The sequence below is a fragment of the Actinomyces sp. genome (assembly GCF_030530635.1).
Taxonomy (GTDB): domain Bacteria; phylum Actinomycetota; class Actinomycetes; order Actinomycetales; family Actinomycetaceae; genus Actinomyces.
In genome coordinates this window covers 1-14,850 of the sequence record NZ_JAUMUL010000037.1, presented here as the reverse complement: position 1 = coordinate 14,850, position 14,850 = coordinate 1, and the positions used below count along the sequence as shown (strand labels likewise).

The following is a 14,850-nucleotide window of genomic DNA, read 5'->3' as shown; positions in this document are numbered from 1 at the left end:
CATCGGAAGCACGCCGACAGGCCACCAGGAGCACCCGCACCCCGGGCAGCATCTCACTGGCGGCACGTCGAGCCATCCCTCAGGCCGGCGCACCCGATCCACACGACGCTCAACTACGACCATATTGCCGGCATTGCTCATGCCAGGACCGTACGACGGGGCACCGACACGATCGCCGGCAGCCGCGGAGCCCGCAGGGCGTCTCAAAATCGGCCGAAAAAGAACACCCCACCCGCCAGCCGCGACACGCCGACAAACACCCGTCCAAAACCCGTGACCAAAACGGTCGCGCCCGCCCGCGCCAAGGCCAGCGCGGACGCACTATAGGGCCATGACCACCATCGGCTACGCCCGCGTCAGTACACCCGGCCAGTCGCTCGACCTCCAGGTCGACGCCCTCACCGCCGCCGGCGCCCAGCAGATCCACACAGACGTGGCATCAGGCGCGATCACCGCCCGGCCCGGCCTCGACGCCGCACTAGCCAGCCTCACGAGCGGGGACACGCTCATCATCTGGCGACTCGACCGGCTAGGCCGCTCCCTGGCGCATCTCGTGGCCACCGTCGACCAGCTCGCCACCGACGGCGTCACCCTCCGCTCCCTGCACGAGGCCATCGACACCAGCACGGCCACCGGCCGCCTCACGCTCACGATCTTCGCCGCCCTGGCCGAGTTCGAGCGCGAGTTAACCGCGGAGCGCACCGCCGCCGGCCTCGCAGCCGCCCGAGCCCGCGGCGCCCGCATCGGCCGCCCCACCGTATGGACCCCCGAACGCGACCAGGCAGCACGCGCCATGCAGGCGGCCGGCGCCACCCCCACCGAAATCGCCCGCGCCATAGGCATAAGCCGCGCAAGCGTCTACCGGCACGTTAAGCCAAGCCAGCGCTCCAGCTGAGCCGTAGCCGGGCGGCGCGGGGGAGCCCCCTGCCCACCTGTGGGCGCCGCCGGCTACCTTCGGGCCGGCGGCGCCCACAGGATGGACAGCGGGACCCGACCGGGGCCGATGGACAGCCCAGCGCCGCCGCGGGCTCCGCCCACGACGCGGCGGCGCGGCCTGCCCCACAGCCCCTCAGCCAGCACGACATCGATGCCCTGGTAGGGCTGGGACCGCCTGCACACAGGCCGCACGTCACCATCGATTGAAAAGGCGGCGTCACTTTCGTTTGCGCGACCTGTGCACAGCCTCCCAAACCTCACGCCGCACGCCCCTTCCATCAATATCGTCACCATCCGCAATAAGCAAGCCGGCCACCCGGGACATAGTTCCCGAGTGGCCGGCCATGATTTCTGCGCTGGCGACTACTCGCGCTCGACGGCGTCGTCATCATCGTTCCGGCGGCGTAGCACCTTATCGCGCACGCTTCGACCGAACGCAGCCCGCCGTGCTTTAGCGCGCTGCCTACGGACCTCACGCCAACGCTGCTTCCTCAGCGCCTTCCGGCGCGCCAGGGCGGCCGGCTCACGCACCGGAAAGATAGTGCCGTCCGGCCATACCCTCACCCAATCCCCATTCGCCTTCACGTCGATTGGCCTACCCGCTCTTGTGACCAATCTAAGGAGCCCCGCCGTACTCCCGTCAGCTCTCTCCAACGCATGTCCTGACCATGGATCAGTGACCGAAGTGCCATTGACAATGTAGATCGGCGTGAGAGGGACAGCGCCGTCGACTTCCGGGACCGCACCCATGTCATTAATGTCAAACTCCAGCGTACTCACGCTGCGCTTCATCATTCCTTCTTTCCTCTAATGCCGTTGCTCATTGCGTCAGCCGCAGTTGACGACGGAGAACCGCTCCCAGTGTCGGGATGATGGCAACCGCCATGCCGAACATAACGCAGATGACTACCGCGTACATGTCAATCGCGGGGACCGGCCCACTAGGTGCGTGCGCAATCAATAGGCTTGCGACAGCAATTGTGCTGGGAAGCAAGTGCCAGGCCTTGAACGCCGATAATAGAAGGCCTGCTACCAGCCGGTAGCCCATTAGCGCCAGTGCCAGGTATCCGAGTAGCACGGTGCCGACGCCTGGGATCGTCATTCCGCTAAACACCGCGGCCGCCCACACGCCGAAATAGGTCAGGTCGTACACGATCGCCATGGACTGCCCGGCCGGGACATGCCGCCGGGTCAGCACGCGCGGTACCTCGGTGACAGCCCAGACCGCCGCAAACGTCACCCCGACCGCAACAAAGAACGCATTGTCAATCGCACCCAACGGTGCACGCAAGATGAATTGCTCGATTAAGGCCAATACTGCTACGGCCCTTATGGCCGCGACTACAATACGGACGACGACGGCGATCACCGCCCGGGGATTAATGCCGGCCAGCGGCCGGCCGGGGATGTCTGGTGAAGTGTTCTCATGCTGTGTGCTCATACCCCCTATATGTGACATCGCCCCGCACGCGCGCGAAGTTATCCACAGACCAGGCGGTCAAAAAACTGCCCGCGGCGGTGCGCGGCGGTCGGCCGCCCACCGGTCGCCACTCGCACGGGGGTCGCCGCCCGTCGTGCTCGCCCAGGGCGGCCGACCGCCGCGCACTAACCACCACCTCACCTCCCAGCCCCTCCCGGACGGCCTCAGCCCGGACCCTCACCACCCAGCAAAAACCCGCCTACCAGCAAGTCCGAGCTGAGCCCGCCCTACCCACCTGCACGCACCTTCCAGCCCCGCCTCACCACCGCCTCACACCCATAACCCCACCTCCTCCTGAGATAAGCAAGGCACATCTGGCACTGCCATACAAAGCACGAACTTTGGTAGGGGTCACCCGCGCGCACATGTGCGGGGCACCGTCGCATATAGGGGGGTGACACCGGACCGCACCGAAGGAGCCTCCAAAGTGACCTACGTCACCTGCGCCGAGTGTGGGCAGACCTTCCTCGCCCACCGCTCAGACGCCCTGTACTGCTCGCCTGGCTGCGCCGGCCGGGCCCGCGCCCGCCGCCGCGGCCAGGCGCGCGAGTGCGCCGGCTGCCATACCGAGTTCGTGCCCGAGCGCACGACGCAGGAGTACTGCACGGCCACGTGCCGGCGGCGCTCCGAGCGGCGACGCCGCTACGCCCGCCGCCAAGAGGCGGCCGGCAAAACTGTCAAACCAACCGGCGCCAGAAACGCACGCAAAACCGATGCGCTTGTGCGCTGCCTCGCGTGCGGAAAAGCATTCACGCCAGCCCGGTCGACGCAGAAATACTGCACCGAGCAATGCCGGGTCAATGCCCGCAGGGTCGCCCGCACCCAGGCCGCCACCATCACGCCCGCCGCACGCGCCTGCCAGGCAATAGCGCAACTGCACTCGCCGAATCTCGAAGACATGTGTGCCGAATGTGGCCACCAATGGCCGTGCGAAACGCACCGAATTGCCATTAAGGGCGGTGTCCGCGCGTGATAACCATGAGGCAGCTCTACGACCGCGGACGACCCGGACAATCAATCGTCGACTACCTGGTCGATTCCGTCGCCGACGGTCCCGGCGCCCAGCCGGCCGCTGCCTACGGGTCCAGTCGCTATTACACCGACGGCGGCACGCCCCCAGGCAGATGGGTCGGAACCGGCATTGCTGGACTCGGAGACGACCCGACCGAAAACAATCCGATGCCGGCCAAGCTGAAGCCCGGAGATATTGTCTCCGCTGAGCAGCTGCGCGCCCTCGTGGAGAAAGGTCGCGACCCGCTAACCGAAAAACCGCTGGGGCGCGCATTCCCCAAACACCTCACGGCGCAGGAGCGAGCCGACATTCTACGGCGCGAGCTGCCGAAGAATCTCACCGAGCAAGAGCGTGAAGCCCGTGAGAGGCAGATCGACCGGTCAACCTCTAAAGCCGCCGCCGCCCGTGCCGTGCACGCATTCGACCACACCTTCGCCCCGCCGAAAAGCGTATCCGTCCTATGGGCGCTGGGCGACCAGGGAATCCGCGAACAGGTGGAGGCCGCCCACCACGAGGCGATCGCCAAGACCGTGCAGGTAATGGAGGCCGACACCATCCGCACCAGAATCGGTGCCGGCGGCGTATCCCAAGAACTCACAAAAGGTATGGTCGCCGCCGCATTCGACCACTGGGACTCCCGCGCCGGAGACCCCCATTTGCACACCCACCTGGTGATCGCCAATCGTGTGCAGGCGGCCGAGGATGGAAAGTGGCGCACGCTCGACTCAAACGGCGCACTATTCCCCTCCATCGTCGCCCTATCAGAGGCCTACGACAACTACCTCATGGACTCCCTCAGCGCCCGCCTGGGCGTATCATTCTCCGCCCGTACTCTTTCGCGCACCGGCCGCGCCCAGTACCAAATCGACGGAATCAGCAACGAGCTGATCGAAGAATTCAGCCAGCGTCATGCCGCCATCGACGCCGCCCGCGACCAGGAGGACGGGGACGCCTCCGGCCACTGGGACGCCGACCGCAAAGCCTGGGCGGACACACGCATGGCGAAGGAACACAGGCCCCTGTCCCAGCTCACCGAGGACTGGCGCCGCCGGGCCGTCGAGGTCGCAGGCCCGGACCCGCTGCGCGGCGTCGTCGGCCGCCCCCGCCAGGTGCCGGGCACGCCGGCCGGCTGGCCCGGCATGCTCCCGCCGGCCGCCCGCAGCGGCGACGTCACCGACCAGCGCATCGAGGAGATGGCCGACCACGTCGTCGCCGTCCTGCAGAGCAGCCGGCCCTCGTGGTCGGACTGGAACATCCGGGCCGAAGCCGAGCGCACCCTGCGGTCCATCAGGTGCGCCACGGCGGCCGACCGCGACGCCCTACGGGCCAGGTTGTGCGAGGCCGCCACCGCCAAGTGCGTGCGCATCGACAGGGTCGACCGCGCCCACACGCCGGCGAGGTGGCGCAGGCCGGACGGCACCAGCCGGTTCGAGCGCGAGCACTCCGCCCTGTGGGTGACTCAGGACCTCCTGGACGCCGAGGACTACCTCCTGCGCGCCTCCCAGGCCGCTGGCGCACCGGCCATCGCGGACGCGCGGCAGGCGGTGGCCGCCTGGCGCAGCCAGGACGGCAAGCAGCTGCTGCCCGACCAGGCCGCCGCCGTCGCCAAGGTCCTATCCTCCACGCACCCCGTCGACGTACTCATCGGCCCGGCCGGCTCCGGCAAGACCACCGCCATGGCGGCGCTGGCCGACACCTGGCAGGCCCACTACGGGCAGGTGGTGGGCCTGGCCCCCTCAGCGGCGGCCGCCGACGTGCTCGGGCAGTCCCTCGGCATCGAGACCGCCAACACCGCCCAATGGCTGGTGGCGCAGCAGCACGGCACCGCCCCCCTGCGGGCCGGTCAGCTCGTCATCGTCGACGAGGCATCAATGGCCGCCACCCTGCCCCTGGCCGAAATCGTCTCCCGGGCCAGCTCCGCCGGCGCAAGGGTGCTGCTGGTAGGTGACCCCGACCAGCTCGGCGCCGTCCAGGCAGGCGGTGCCTTCGGCATGATCACCCGCCACCACCACGACCCCGCCACATTGACCACGGTGCACCGCTTCGCCGACGCCTGGCAGGCGCAGGCGTCGCTGCTGCTGCGCGCAGGAGACGCCTCCGTGCTGCGCGCCTACAACGAGCACGACTGCGTCACCTCCGGCGAGCGCGAGGAGGTCATCGAGGGCGTCTACCGGGCATGGCGGGACGACGTCGACGCCGGAGTCGACTCCATCATGATCGCCGCCGACAACAACACGGTCAGCGAACTCAACGAGCGCGCCCGGGCGGACCTGAAGGCGGCCGGCAAGGTCGGCGGCCGCGAGGTGGTCCTGCACGACAAGACCCACGCCTCGGCCGGCGATCGCATCGTCACCCGCCGCAACGCCCACCACCTGGGCGTCGGCAACCACAAGGTGCACAACGGGGCCGCCTGGGACGTCGTCGCCGCCCGCACCGACGGCTCCCTCCTGGTCACCCCGGCCGACGACCCCACCGCCGCCGCGATCAGCCTGCCGGCCGCATACGTTGCCGCCGACGTCGAGCTCGGCTACGCCACCACCGTCCACCGCTCGCAGGGGCGCACCGTCGACCGGGCACACGCCATCGTCGACTCCACACTCACCCGACAGGGACTGTACGTGGCAATGAGCCGGGCGCGCGGCGCCAACCTGGCACACGTGGTCGTCGACGACCCCCAGCCCGACACCGCCGACATCCATGATGTAGGCAGCAGCACCCCGACCGACGCACTGGCCGTCATGGCCGAGATCCTGCGCCGCGACGGCGCCGACCGCACCGCCCGCGAATCCGCCGCCGACCTCAACGAGCGCACCAACACGGTGCGCCAGCTCGCCAACGAATACGACACCATCACCAGCGGCGACGGCGGGCACGTCCGCGAAGATCGCCGCTGGGACCAGCGGCTACCCCGCCTGATCCCGCAAGCGCAGCACGAGCAGCTGCGCAAGGACCCGCACTATGAGGCCCTGCTGGAGCTCATGCAGGCCCGCGACGGCGGCCAGTTCGACCTGCGTGACCTCGTGCCCGCCATCCTCGCCGAAGCGCCCTTGGACCCCGACCGTCCCGTCCAGGACCTCGCCGACAGGATCATCGCCAACACGCCCATGAGCGAGGAGACCGGCGGCGGAACCTACATCGCAGGGCTGATCCAACCAGGGTGGGCCCGCACGCCGGACGCCCAGCGCGCACTGGACGAGCGCGCTGACCGCATCAACGCCCGCGCCGCCCACGTGCTCGCCACCGCGCTGCGCGAGCGCCAGCCCTGGACGCGGTCCCTGGGCACCCCACCCACCGATCCGCGGCGCCGCGCCGCCTGGCTGCAGGCGGCCACAGCCGTGGCCGCATACCGCGACCTGTACGGCATCACCGACGGCACACTCGACGACTCCCCGCACATGGACCCCCTCGGTGTGCGCCCCATCAGCGGCGAGCAAGAGACCAAGTTCCAGACCAACCGTCGGCAGATCGCCGCCTGGAGGCTCGCAGAGGCCCGCCGCATCGCAGACGAGGCCGCCCGGCCCGAAACCGCCCCCGCACCGACACCGGACCAGCGGCCCGAGATGTGACCTCAGGCCCGGCGTCGCACCGGCAGGGCCTCGGCCAGGCGCAGCAGCCGACCCAGATCCTCCGGCACGCGCTCGTCCTCACGCACCTCCTCGGCCGTGGCCAACGTCGTCGTAGCCACCAGCCGCGGCACCCCACCCACGGTCAGCTGCGCCCCGGGAAGCACCCACACCTGCACCGGCTCGGCCGGCTCCATCACCACAGTGGAGCCCGGCCCGGCCACGCCCCGCCCCGCACGCGCGATCAGTCGTGCACGGTCGCCGGTCGCGGCCGCGCCACCCGCCAACACCAGCTGGGCGCCCGGAGCGCCGACCACGCGCCCGCCCGCCTCACTCCGACAGGCGCCCCAGCAGCGCACCGGCTGGTCGCACCACCCCGAGGCGATCGCCGACGCCCCCGGCACCACGCTCACGACCGTGCCGGGGGCATCATCCACCCACTGGATGTGGGCCGGCTCGCGGCCCACATACTCGATCTCCGCGGCGCCGTGCAGGTCCAACAGCTCCAGCCACGTCTGCGCCACCGGCAGGCCCGGCGTGACGCGCGGGGCGCCCTCCACGCGTATGGGCCGCAGCCCGGTGGAATCCGGCAGGGCAGTGCCGACCGTCAGGTGCTCCCAGCAGTGCGGGCAGCCCTGCACCGCCTCCCACTGAGCGCGCCGGCGACGCAGCCGACCCGGAACGCCCGTCAAATCCAGGTCCTGCGTGTGTCCACAGTGCCACAGCAGACGCGCCGCCGACCAGTCATGCGCGGCCGTCAGGACCGACCCGGGCCCAAGTCCCGCGCCTGCCGCTGGTAGGCCGCGTAGGCCCTCTCCTGCCCCTTGATCCACGTGTCTGAAGCCCTGCCGTGCTCGTCGATGTCCTTCGCCCACGACTGTAGCGCCGCCTCGTACGAATCCGGGTCATGGCGCGTCCGGCACGCCAAGCCGGAGAAGTACTCGCGCAACTCCTGCCGGACGAATGCGAGGTCGCGGTGCCAGGCGACCATCACAGACCCTCCCATGCCCGGGGACAGCGCCGAAAAGTAGGACTGGCGCAGCGCGTCCAACATGCGCACAGCCGCCTCATGCTGCTCCCAGCACGCCGGCACCGTGCTCGAATCCCACCGATAGCACGCGACCAGGCGGCCCACGAAGAGGCGCAGCGCTGCGAGCTCGCTCGCCCGCTGCGCCGCCGTCAACGACCACCAGTCAACCAAACCCGTGACCGGCGGCACCTCCTCCCGCGCCGTACCGGACACAGCATCCTGGGCCCCGGCATCAGCAGCCGCGATCAGCTCGTCGACCTGCCACTCCCAATCCTCACCGTCGGGCCCAGACTCGTCGGGAGTCATACTCCAACCGCCTCCCTCTCCCGCTCCATGCTGCGGCTCATGTCCATCTCCCGCTCCTGCCTCTCACGGGCGACCGCATCAATCTCATCGGGGCGGTAGCCCGCCCACACGCGGCCGTCGGCGGCCACAACCGGCAGCGCTCGGGCACCGATCTGCTCCGCCAGCCGCCTCGCCTCCCGCTCCGCCGCCGCATCCTGGCGCACGTCCAGCACCTGCGCCTCAATCCCTCGCTGCTGCAACCGCCGCTGCGTAGCGGTGCACTGCATACAGTTGGCAGTGCCGTACACAGTCACCATTACCGGGTCCCCTTCCTGATCATCTGACACGGTCCCACTCCAACTGCTGTGGGGGAGGCGGCGGGGGCGCGGCTGTCGCCTGTGCGGGCTGGCGCCGCTGCTCTACCCGCCGGGTCGCCCGGGTGGTCAGCCACCCCTCAACCCGCCCCATACGGCGTCTATCAGGTGCCCCGGCGGGCGTCAGCGTCGCGGTGTCGACGCGGTCCATGATCAGCGCGGGAGCGCCGGCCTTGATCAGTAGCATCTTGCCGCGCTCCAATGCGTGCAGCTCGCCGCGCGACAGCACGGGCTCGCGCTGCTCCGACAGCGAGGTCGACACCGGGCCGCGGCCGGTCTGCGTGGTGCGCCGCGACACCGTCCGCTCACCCAGGGCGGCGGAGATCTCCGACAGCGTCGACTCCCTGGTGATCCCGCCCATCACGATCTTCACCGTCGCGCTGTCCCAGATGGCGGCCGCGGTCTGGGCACCCCAACGCGCCTCGGACTGCGCCCGGGACTGCTCGACCACCACGGTGAAGATGCCCGATCCTCCGCCGGCGCTCATCATCGACGGCAAGCTCGGCAGCGCCGCAATGTTGTTCAACTCATCCAAGACCATCGCCAGCGGCGGGCACAGCCGGTTGCCCGCGGAATGGTTCGCAAGCTCCTGGGCGACGGCGTAGACCTCCTCGATCAGCGCGGCCACAATCGGCGCCGCAGCCGCCCTGGAGTCCCCAACCACATAGAGCGTGCCCCGGGCGGCCAAGAAGGCGGCGATGTCGAGCTCCTGGCCGGGCGCCGGCGAGAGCGCTTCACGGACCGTGGGGTCCATGAGCGGCAGCGCCACGCACGAGCTGATCGTCGCCCAAATATTGGCGACCGTCCGCTTGTCGCCCAGCATCTGCGCCTCCAGCTGCTCACCCCATGCCGCAGACGCGCCGCCGGCCGCCTTGAGCACATTCACCGCGGACTTGGACTGTTGATGGTCGGCGCACCAGCGGGCCAGTGTGTCCACGCCGGCGCCGGAGATCGCCGCCGCGTGCAGCAGCGCCGCCAATGCGCTATGCGCATTCGCCTGCCAAAAATCGCTGTGCTCGGTGCCCCGGGCGGCGTTGGCGACCAGCGCGTTTGCGCGGCGCAGCGCAGTGGTCGGGTCCTGGCAGCCGGACGTCAGTGACCAGCGCAGCCGGCCCGACACACCGGTCAAGTCCTCAACCTTGACGGCCGGGGCGAACACGGCCACCGGCCCGACCATCGCCCGCTCATCCATGGTCTCCACCGCCAGCTCCGTGCGCACCGACGTGGCCACCACCGGCCCGGTCCAGCCCATCAGGATCGGGATGATCAACTGATGCGTCTTGCCCGACCTCGACGGCGAAGAGATCGCCACCGAGTCCTCATTCGCCAGCCACACATCACCGTACGGTGTGGTACCGACGATGACGCCCAGGTCCCGGGCGGTCGGGTGCTCCAGGTCCGGGCGCAGCCAGATCATGGCGGTGATCGCCGCCGCGGAGTAGAACCTGCGCACGTCGCGGGCCGTGGCCAGGCCGTGGCCGCCGGCCGGCCGCAGCCGGCCACCACCCAGCCGACCCCGCAACCGCACCAACACCGCCACCACACCAGCCACCACCGCGCCGAAGATCAGCACTGCCAGCACCCAAAATGCGCCAGCGCTCATGCCCTCAGCGTCCCAGGCGCGCGCCGGCGGCCGGCCCAGCATCATCCACAGCGCCGCAGCCACCGGCGACCGCCTGGGCATGCACGCGCCGCCCAGGCAGGCCAGCCGGGCCGCCAGCCACAGCGAGACGCCCGCCGCCACCACGACGCCGACCAGCACCCCGGCCAACAGGGCACCGCCCGCATCCTGAGACTGAGACCTGTCGCGGTCACTCATCGCGGCCTCCCATTGCGTCGTCCGTATCAGTCAGCGCCGCCTCCCACGGAGTGCGGTAATGAGCCACCGCGTAATACCGCTGGCCGATCATCCACAGCCCCGTCCCCTGCTGAAACCTCGGCACCATGGCCGCACCCACGTGATTCAGCCCCAGACGCTCGGTCGTCCTGCGCAACTGGTCGGCCTCCTGCCGGTACACGACCCGGGTCGACGTGTCTGCGATCAGGCCCTCGGCCAGGGCACGCTCCCGTGAGCCCTCCGGGCCGGCCGCGTCGGAGTCCGACAGCCGGTGCAGCACCACGATGTTGCTGATGCCCCAGCGGCGGGCCAGCTTCCACTCATCCGCCATTCTGCCGAGCAGCCCCGGCGACGCCATCAGCCGGCTAGCTTCGTCGTAGATCATGAACCGCCTGCCCAGGTCGCCTCCGCGCACGGCGGCCTCAACCCAGGCCTGCGCGCAGGTCATCACCAGGGGCAGGCCCTTGTCGCCGTCACTGAAACCGGCCAAGGACACCGACACCATGGGCGATCCGGGGTCGAATCGGCGGGTTGACGGGCCGTCGAACAGGCCGGCCACATCCCCTCGAATCATGCCCTGCAAGTACAGCCCAGCGCGCCGGCCCATGCGCATCATCTCCGCCCTATCGGGCACGCCCGCGGGCAGGTCGCAGCCGTCGGTGGGGGCCAGCAGCTCCTCCACCACCGTCGGCAGCAGCACCTCACCGCCACGTCCCACGGCGCGATCCAGCGCGGCCGCCAGGGCGGTCTGGTCCTGCTCATCCAGTCGGCTGCCGGCCAGTGTCTCAAGCAGGGCCTCCAGCAGTTGGAGGCGCTGCTTGCGGACCATCCGCCGCCAGCCCTCATCGTCCACGATGTGCCCGTTCTCGTCGCGGTCGGGGCGACGGCCCGCATCCAGCGGATTGACCCGCTCCCTGCTGGCGCCGCCCACCTGGATCACGGTGCCGCCCACCGCCTCCACAACACCGGACCACTCGCCCTTCACGTCACCGGGAACGAAGGCGCGGTAGCCAGCGGCGACACCACGCAGCGCCAAGCACTTCACCAGCGAACTCTTCCCCGTCCCGATCACGCCCGCGACCGTGATGTTCGGATTCGTGATCAAACCACGCCGATACAACACAAAAGGATCGAAGCTGAACGCCCGGTTGCTCATGATGTCCCGGCCGATGACCAGGCCCTGGGCGCCGAGCCCGTCGTCGGCGACGAACGGGTACGCGGTGCGCAGGACCTTGGTGGTGGCCCGCTCGGTCTCCGCGGTGGCCTCGCGCAGCTGCCGGCCGCTGCGAGCCCGCCGCTCACCCAGCCGGGGCAGGTAATCCCCCTCCCACAGCGCCCGCTCCGCCTTACGCTGGGCGGCCGCGTCGGCCCGCTCCTGGGCGGCCAGGTCCCGGCGACGGGCACGCTCAGCCGCCACCCGGCGCCGGCGCTGCTTAGAACTCTCCTCGCCAATAACCAGTGACGTGATTCGGGGCATGGTCAGCTCACTTTCAGGCCCAGGGGCAGGGTGGCGGCGTCGAAGAGCTCGTCCTGCTGACCGATCAGAGTGTCCACCCGCAACACGGACTGCCCCGCGGCCGCCCGGGTAGCTTCGAAGGCGCGTCCCAGGCCATCCTTCGAGGCGGCGGCGATCACGACCAGGGCGACGTGGTCGGCGTCCGTCCACCCCGAGTCCAGGTCGGTCAGGTGCTCGTCGGCGGCCTGCCGGTCGCGGGCTTGGAGCACGGTCTCGGTGCGGCCGACCTTCGCCCGCTCCCTGACAGCCGACGCCTCATCGGTGACGTCATGCTCAGCCTGCCGCGTCGCCTTGTCGGTGCGCACCGGCTCGTAGATGTGCGTTAACGTCATCCTTACGCCCGGCACCATCAGCAGCTTGTGCACGAAGCCCGGTGCGACGGGGCGGCGCGGCCAGCCCACCCGCATCACCTTGTGGAATCCGGAGTCAGTCCTCAGGTGCGTCCAGTGGGCCTCAACCGCCATGGGACCCGCCTCGTCCAGCTCGCCGACCAGCTCAGGGTGACGCTCCAGCTGTACGGATCTGGCCGGGTCGTAGGCGGCCCGGATGATCAGGGCCAGCTCGTCCGGGCCGAGCCAGCCCGCCGGCTCCAGACCGGCGGCCGGCAGCGCCTCCTCCACCACGTGCATGCGGGAGCGCATGACGGCGGCAGCACCCGTCATGCCGCCCCCGTGGTCACGGATCGCCCTCTTGGTCGCTTCGAGACTCAAAACGATGGTGATTGTGGAGCGGTGCACCTCCGTGGCCGCCGACAAGTCATTGAGCAATGCCTCATAAGACACGCGGGCCGGGCTGCCCTCCGGGGCCTTAGTGGGCCAGCGGCGCCAGTGCTCCCGCGCGCCAACGCTCGCATCCGGGTCCGACCTCACCGTCGTCTGAATACGCACAATCCCGCCGGACTGGCCTACAGTGCCGAGGAACGCCGCCCAACCATTAACCCTGCTGGCCTGCTCGTCGTCGTCAACTACCATGAACTGCCCATGCGTGACCGCGATCGTCGCCGCCAGCGTCCGCTCGGACGGGTCATGGACGAAGACGGCGCCGGTGGCCTCATCGACCACCTGACGCAGCCGGGCGCGCGATCCGGGCAGCACCAGCGTGCCCGCAGGGCGAGTACGCCACACCGGCCGGACATACTGGCGCTGCCCCGCCACCCCGCGCCCCAGCCACGCCGCCGCAACCGGCACATAGCCCACCAGCGGCCTGCCGGAGACGGGGACAAGTGCCGCAGCCGCCAGACCCACCCACAGCGGGGAAGTGATCACAGGCCCGGCCGGCAAACCCAGCCCGATCATCCCGCCCACCGCGGCCACACCCGCGGCCAGCAGGCACAAGCACTGGCTGACGCTCAGGCCCACGAACACACCCCGCGTCGACCGGCGCGGAAACACCTCACTAACGGCTGCGTCACTCATCACCATTCACCCGTCAGAAATTGGAGCCCGCCTCGGCGAAGAAGCCGACCAGCTCGGCCGACCCGCCAATCGCCGCTCCTCCGACGAACGCCGCAGCGATGCCGATCTTGGCGTTCGTTCCGCGGTGGCCGAGGTCAAACCAGTGGCCAACGACCCAAATGATCACTGCACCGATCACCGACATCACCATCAGGACGATGCCGAGCGCCTGGAAACCGCCGACAGCCTCAACCAACGACCCCATGAAGGGAAAGTAGTCCCAGTTGATCGTGATGTTCGGCACGTAACCACTGCCGCTGCTCGTGCCCGCAGCAGCGCCGTCCGTGGCGCCGTCCGTCGTCAAGTCGGCGCCGACAGCGGCCGCCAGCCGACCTGCGGCCGCCAGGCCCATGGTTGTGAAGCTCATGGGTGCTCCTCCTATGTAGGGATCTATGCCGTCCCGGGCGGGGCGGCCTCACCCCCTATATGCGACGGTGCCCCGCACACGCGCACACACCGTGCACATGTGCGGGGGCACCCCCGACTACGTTCGCCGGCTCATCCGCCCGACAGCGTGCCGATGATCCAGCCGATCCAGCCCGGCAGCGCCATGGCCACCACCGGCACCAGCAGCGAACCGGCCACAGCGAGCTTCCCCGCCTTAGCCACACCGCCCAGCCCGGTGGTGTGGCCCATGCTCCAAAGGACCGCACCCAGGATCACGCCCGCTGTGGCTGCAACCAGCACCACCGCCTGCACCCCGCCAATCAGGCCAAGCAGGCCGGTGATCTCCTGCCACAGATCCACGTCCGGCAGCAGCACGCGCGCCGGCAACCCACACACCACCAGCATCAGGCCACCTCCCAGCCAGGAATGTCATCCTCAAGCGCACCATGCCCGAAACCACCGCCGTACATCCGCGGAACCGGGCTCGGCAGCCGCCGGCGGCCGCCCTCGCCGCGGCGAGTGTCCAGACGATCGGCCAGGTCGTTCACCTTCTCAGACACACCACGCCGTGGCTGCGGTGCGGCATCCCCGCCGCCCGAAGGCATCGAGGACGGCGAGGTTGCTGGGCCCCCGGTAGCGACCGGCGACGCCGTCCGGCCGCCCACCGGCACACCAGCACCCCGACGACCGGCGGGCGCCGTACGGCCACGGCCGGTCGTCTGCCTGCTGATGGTCTGGCCAGTCTGACCGTCCACCACAGACGGCGCCTGCACCGGCCCCTCCACCGAAGACGCCGGCGCCTCGGCCGGGGCGGGCTCGGCCGCCCACGCGCCCGTCTGCCCGCCCACAGGCTCCCCGGCCGACGCCGACACCGGAGCATCAGCTGCCGCCCGGCCCGGCTCAGCAGCCGACTGGCCTGCAGGCTGCGCCTGCGCGGCAGCCTGCCCCGGCGCCTCGCCGGGCGCCTGGGCGGCGG

At 70.0% G+C, this 14,850-nt stretch carries 12 protein-coding genes and 1 pseudogene; 3 read left to right on the top strand and 10 right to left on the bottom strand.

What is annotated here, in order from left to right:
- Positions 1-331 precede the first annotated feature (331 nt).
- Positions 332-895 carry a recombinase family protein gene (locus Q4A20_RS09385; RefSeq protein WP_303122485.1) on the top strand — a complete coding sequence of 188 codons (564 nt, stop codon included), beginning with the start codon at positions 332-334 and terminating at the stop codon, positions 893-895.
- 861 nt (positions 896-1,756) lie between these two features.
- Here the strand turns inward: Q4A20_RS09385 and Q4A20_RS09380 are convergent.
- The gene (locus Q4A20_RS09380) at positions 1,757-2,377 is read right to left on the bottom strand and encodes a hypothetical protein (protein WP_303122484.1); all 621 of its coding nucleotides are present in this window, start codon (positions 2,375-2,377) and stop codon (positions 1,757-1,759) included.
- Between the two features lie 466 nt (positions 2,378-2,843).
- Between Q4A20_RS09380 and Q4A20_RS09375 the strand changes: the two genes are divergently transcribed.
- Together Q4A20_RS09375 and mobF are read left to right on the top strand one after the other, a co-directional pair.
- Entirely contained in the window at positions 2,844-3,389 is a 546-nt protein-coding gene (locus tag Q4A20_RS09375; RefSeq protein ID WP_303122483.1) for a hypothetical protein, read from the top strand.
- A 5-nt stretch (positions 3,390-3,394) separates the two neighbouring features.
- Positions 3,395-6,994 carry a MobF family relaxase gene (gene mobF, locus Q4A20_RS09370; protein ID WP_303122511.1) on the top strand — a complete coding sequence of 1,200 codons (3,600 nt, stop codon included), beginning with the start codon at positions 3,395-3,397 and terminating at the stop codon, positions 6,992-6,994.
- 2 nt (positions 6,995-6,996) lie between these two features.
- Here the strand turns inward: mobF and Q4A20_RS09365 are convergent, their stop codons facing one another.
- From Q4A20_RS09365 to Q4A20_RS09325, 9 genes and pseudogenes are all read right to left on the bottom strand, one after another.
- A complete protein-coding gene (locus tag Q4A20_RS09365; protein ID WP_303122482.1) occupies positions 6,997-7,683 on the bottom strand; it encodes a hypothetical protein in 687 nt (228 codons plus the stop codon).
- Between the two features lie 65 nt (positions 7,684-7,748).
- Positions 7,749-8,327, bottom strand: coding sequence for a hypothetical protein (locus Q4A20_RS09360; RefSeq protein ID WP_303122481.1), 579 nt, complete (start codon positions 8,325-8,327; stop codon positions 7,749-7,751).
- Positions 8,324-8,653 carry a glutaredoxin family protein gene (locus Q4A20_RS09355; protein ID WP_303122480.1) on the bottom strand — a complete coding sequence of 110 codons (330 nt, stop codon included), beginning with the start codon at positions 8,651-8,653 and terminating at the stop codon, positions 8,324-8,326. The genes Q4A20_RS09360 and Q4A20_RS09355 overlap by 4 nt, the downstream gene beginning before the upstream one ends.
- Positions 8,643-10,499 (bottom strand): type IV secretory system conjugative DNA transfer family protein, encoded by a 1,857-nt coding sequence (locus Q4A20_RS09350; protein WP_303122479.1) that lies wholly within the window; start codon positions 10,497-10,499, stop codon positions 8,643-8,645. Before Q4A20_RS09350 ends, Q4A20_RS09355 begins: the two co-directional genes overlap by 11 nt.
- Positions 10,492-11,994 (bottom strand): ATP-binding protein, encoded by a 1,503-nt coding sequence (locus Q4A20_RS09345; protein ID WP_303122478.1) that lies wholly within the window; start codon positions 11,992-11,994, stop codon positions 10,492-10,494. Before Q4A20_RS09345 ends, Q4A20_RS09350 begins: the two co-directional genes overlap by 8 nt.
- A gap of 2 nt (positions 11,995-11,996) precedes the next feature.
- Entirely contained in the window at positions 11,997-13,448 is a 1,452-nt protein-coding gene (locus tag Q4A20_RS09340) for an SCO6880 family protein (RefSeq protein ID WP_303122477.1), read from the bottom strand.
- Positions 13,449-13,461: 13 nt separating this feature from the next.
- Complete coding sequence (locus Q4A20_RS09335) at positions 13,462-13,854, bottom strand: hypothetical protein (protein ID WP_303122476.1); 393 nt, start codon at positions 13,852-13,854, stop codon at positions 13,462-13,464.
- Between the two features lie 131 nt (positions 13,855-13,985).
- Entirely contained in the window at positions 13,986-14,279 is a 294-nt protein-coding gene (locus Q4A20_RS09330) for a hypothetical protein (RefSeq protein ID WP_303122475.1), read from the bottom strand.
- A pseudogene (locus Q4A20_RS09325) lies at positions 14,279-14,850 on the bottom strand (hypothetical protein); the annotation flags it as partial. The pseudogene Q4A20_RS09325 and the gene Q4A20_RS09330, both read right to left, overlap by 1 nt.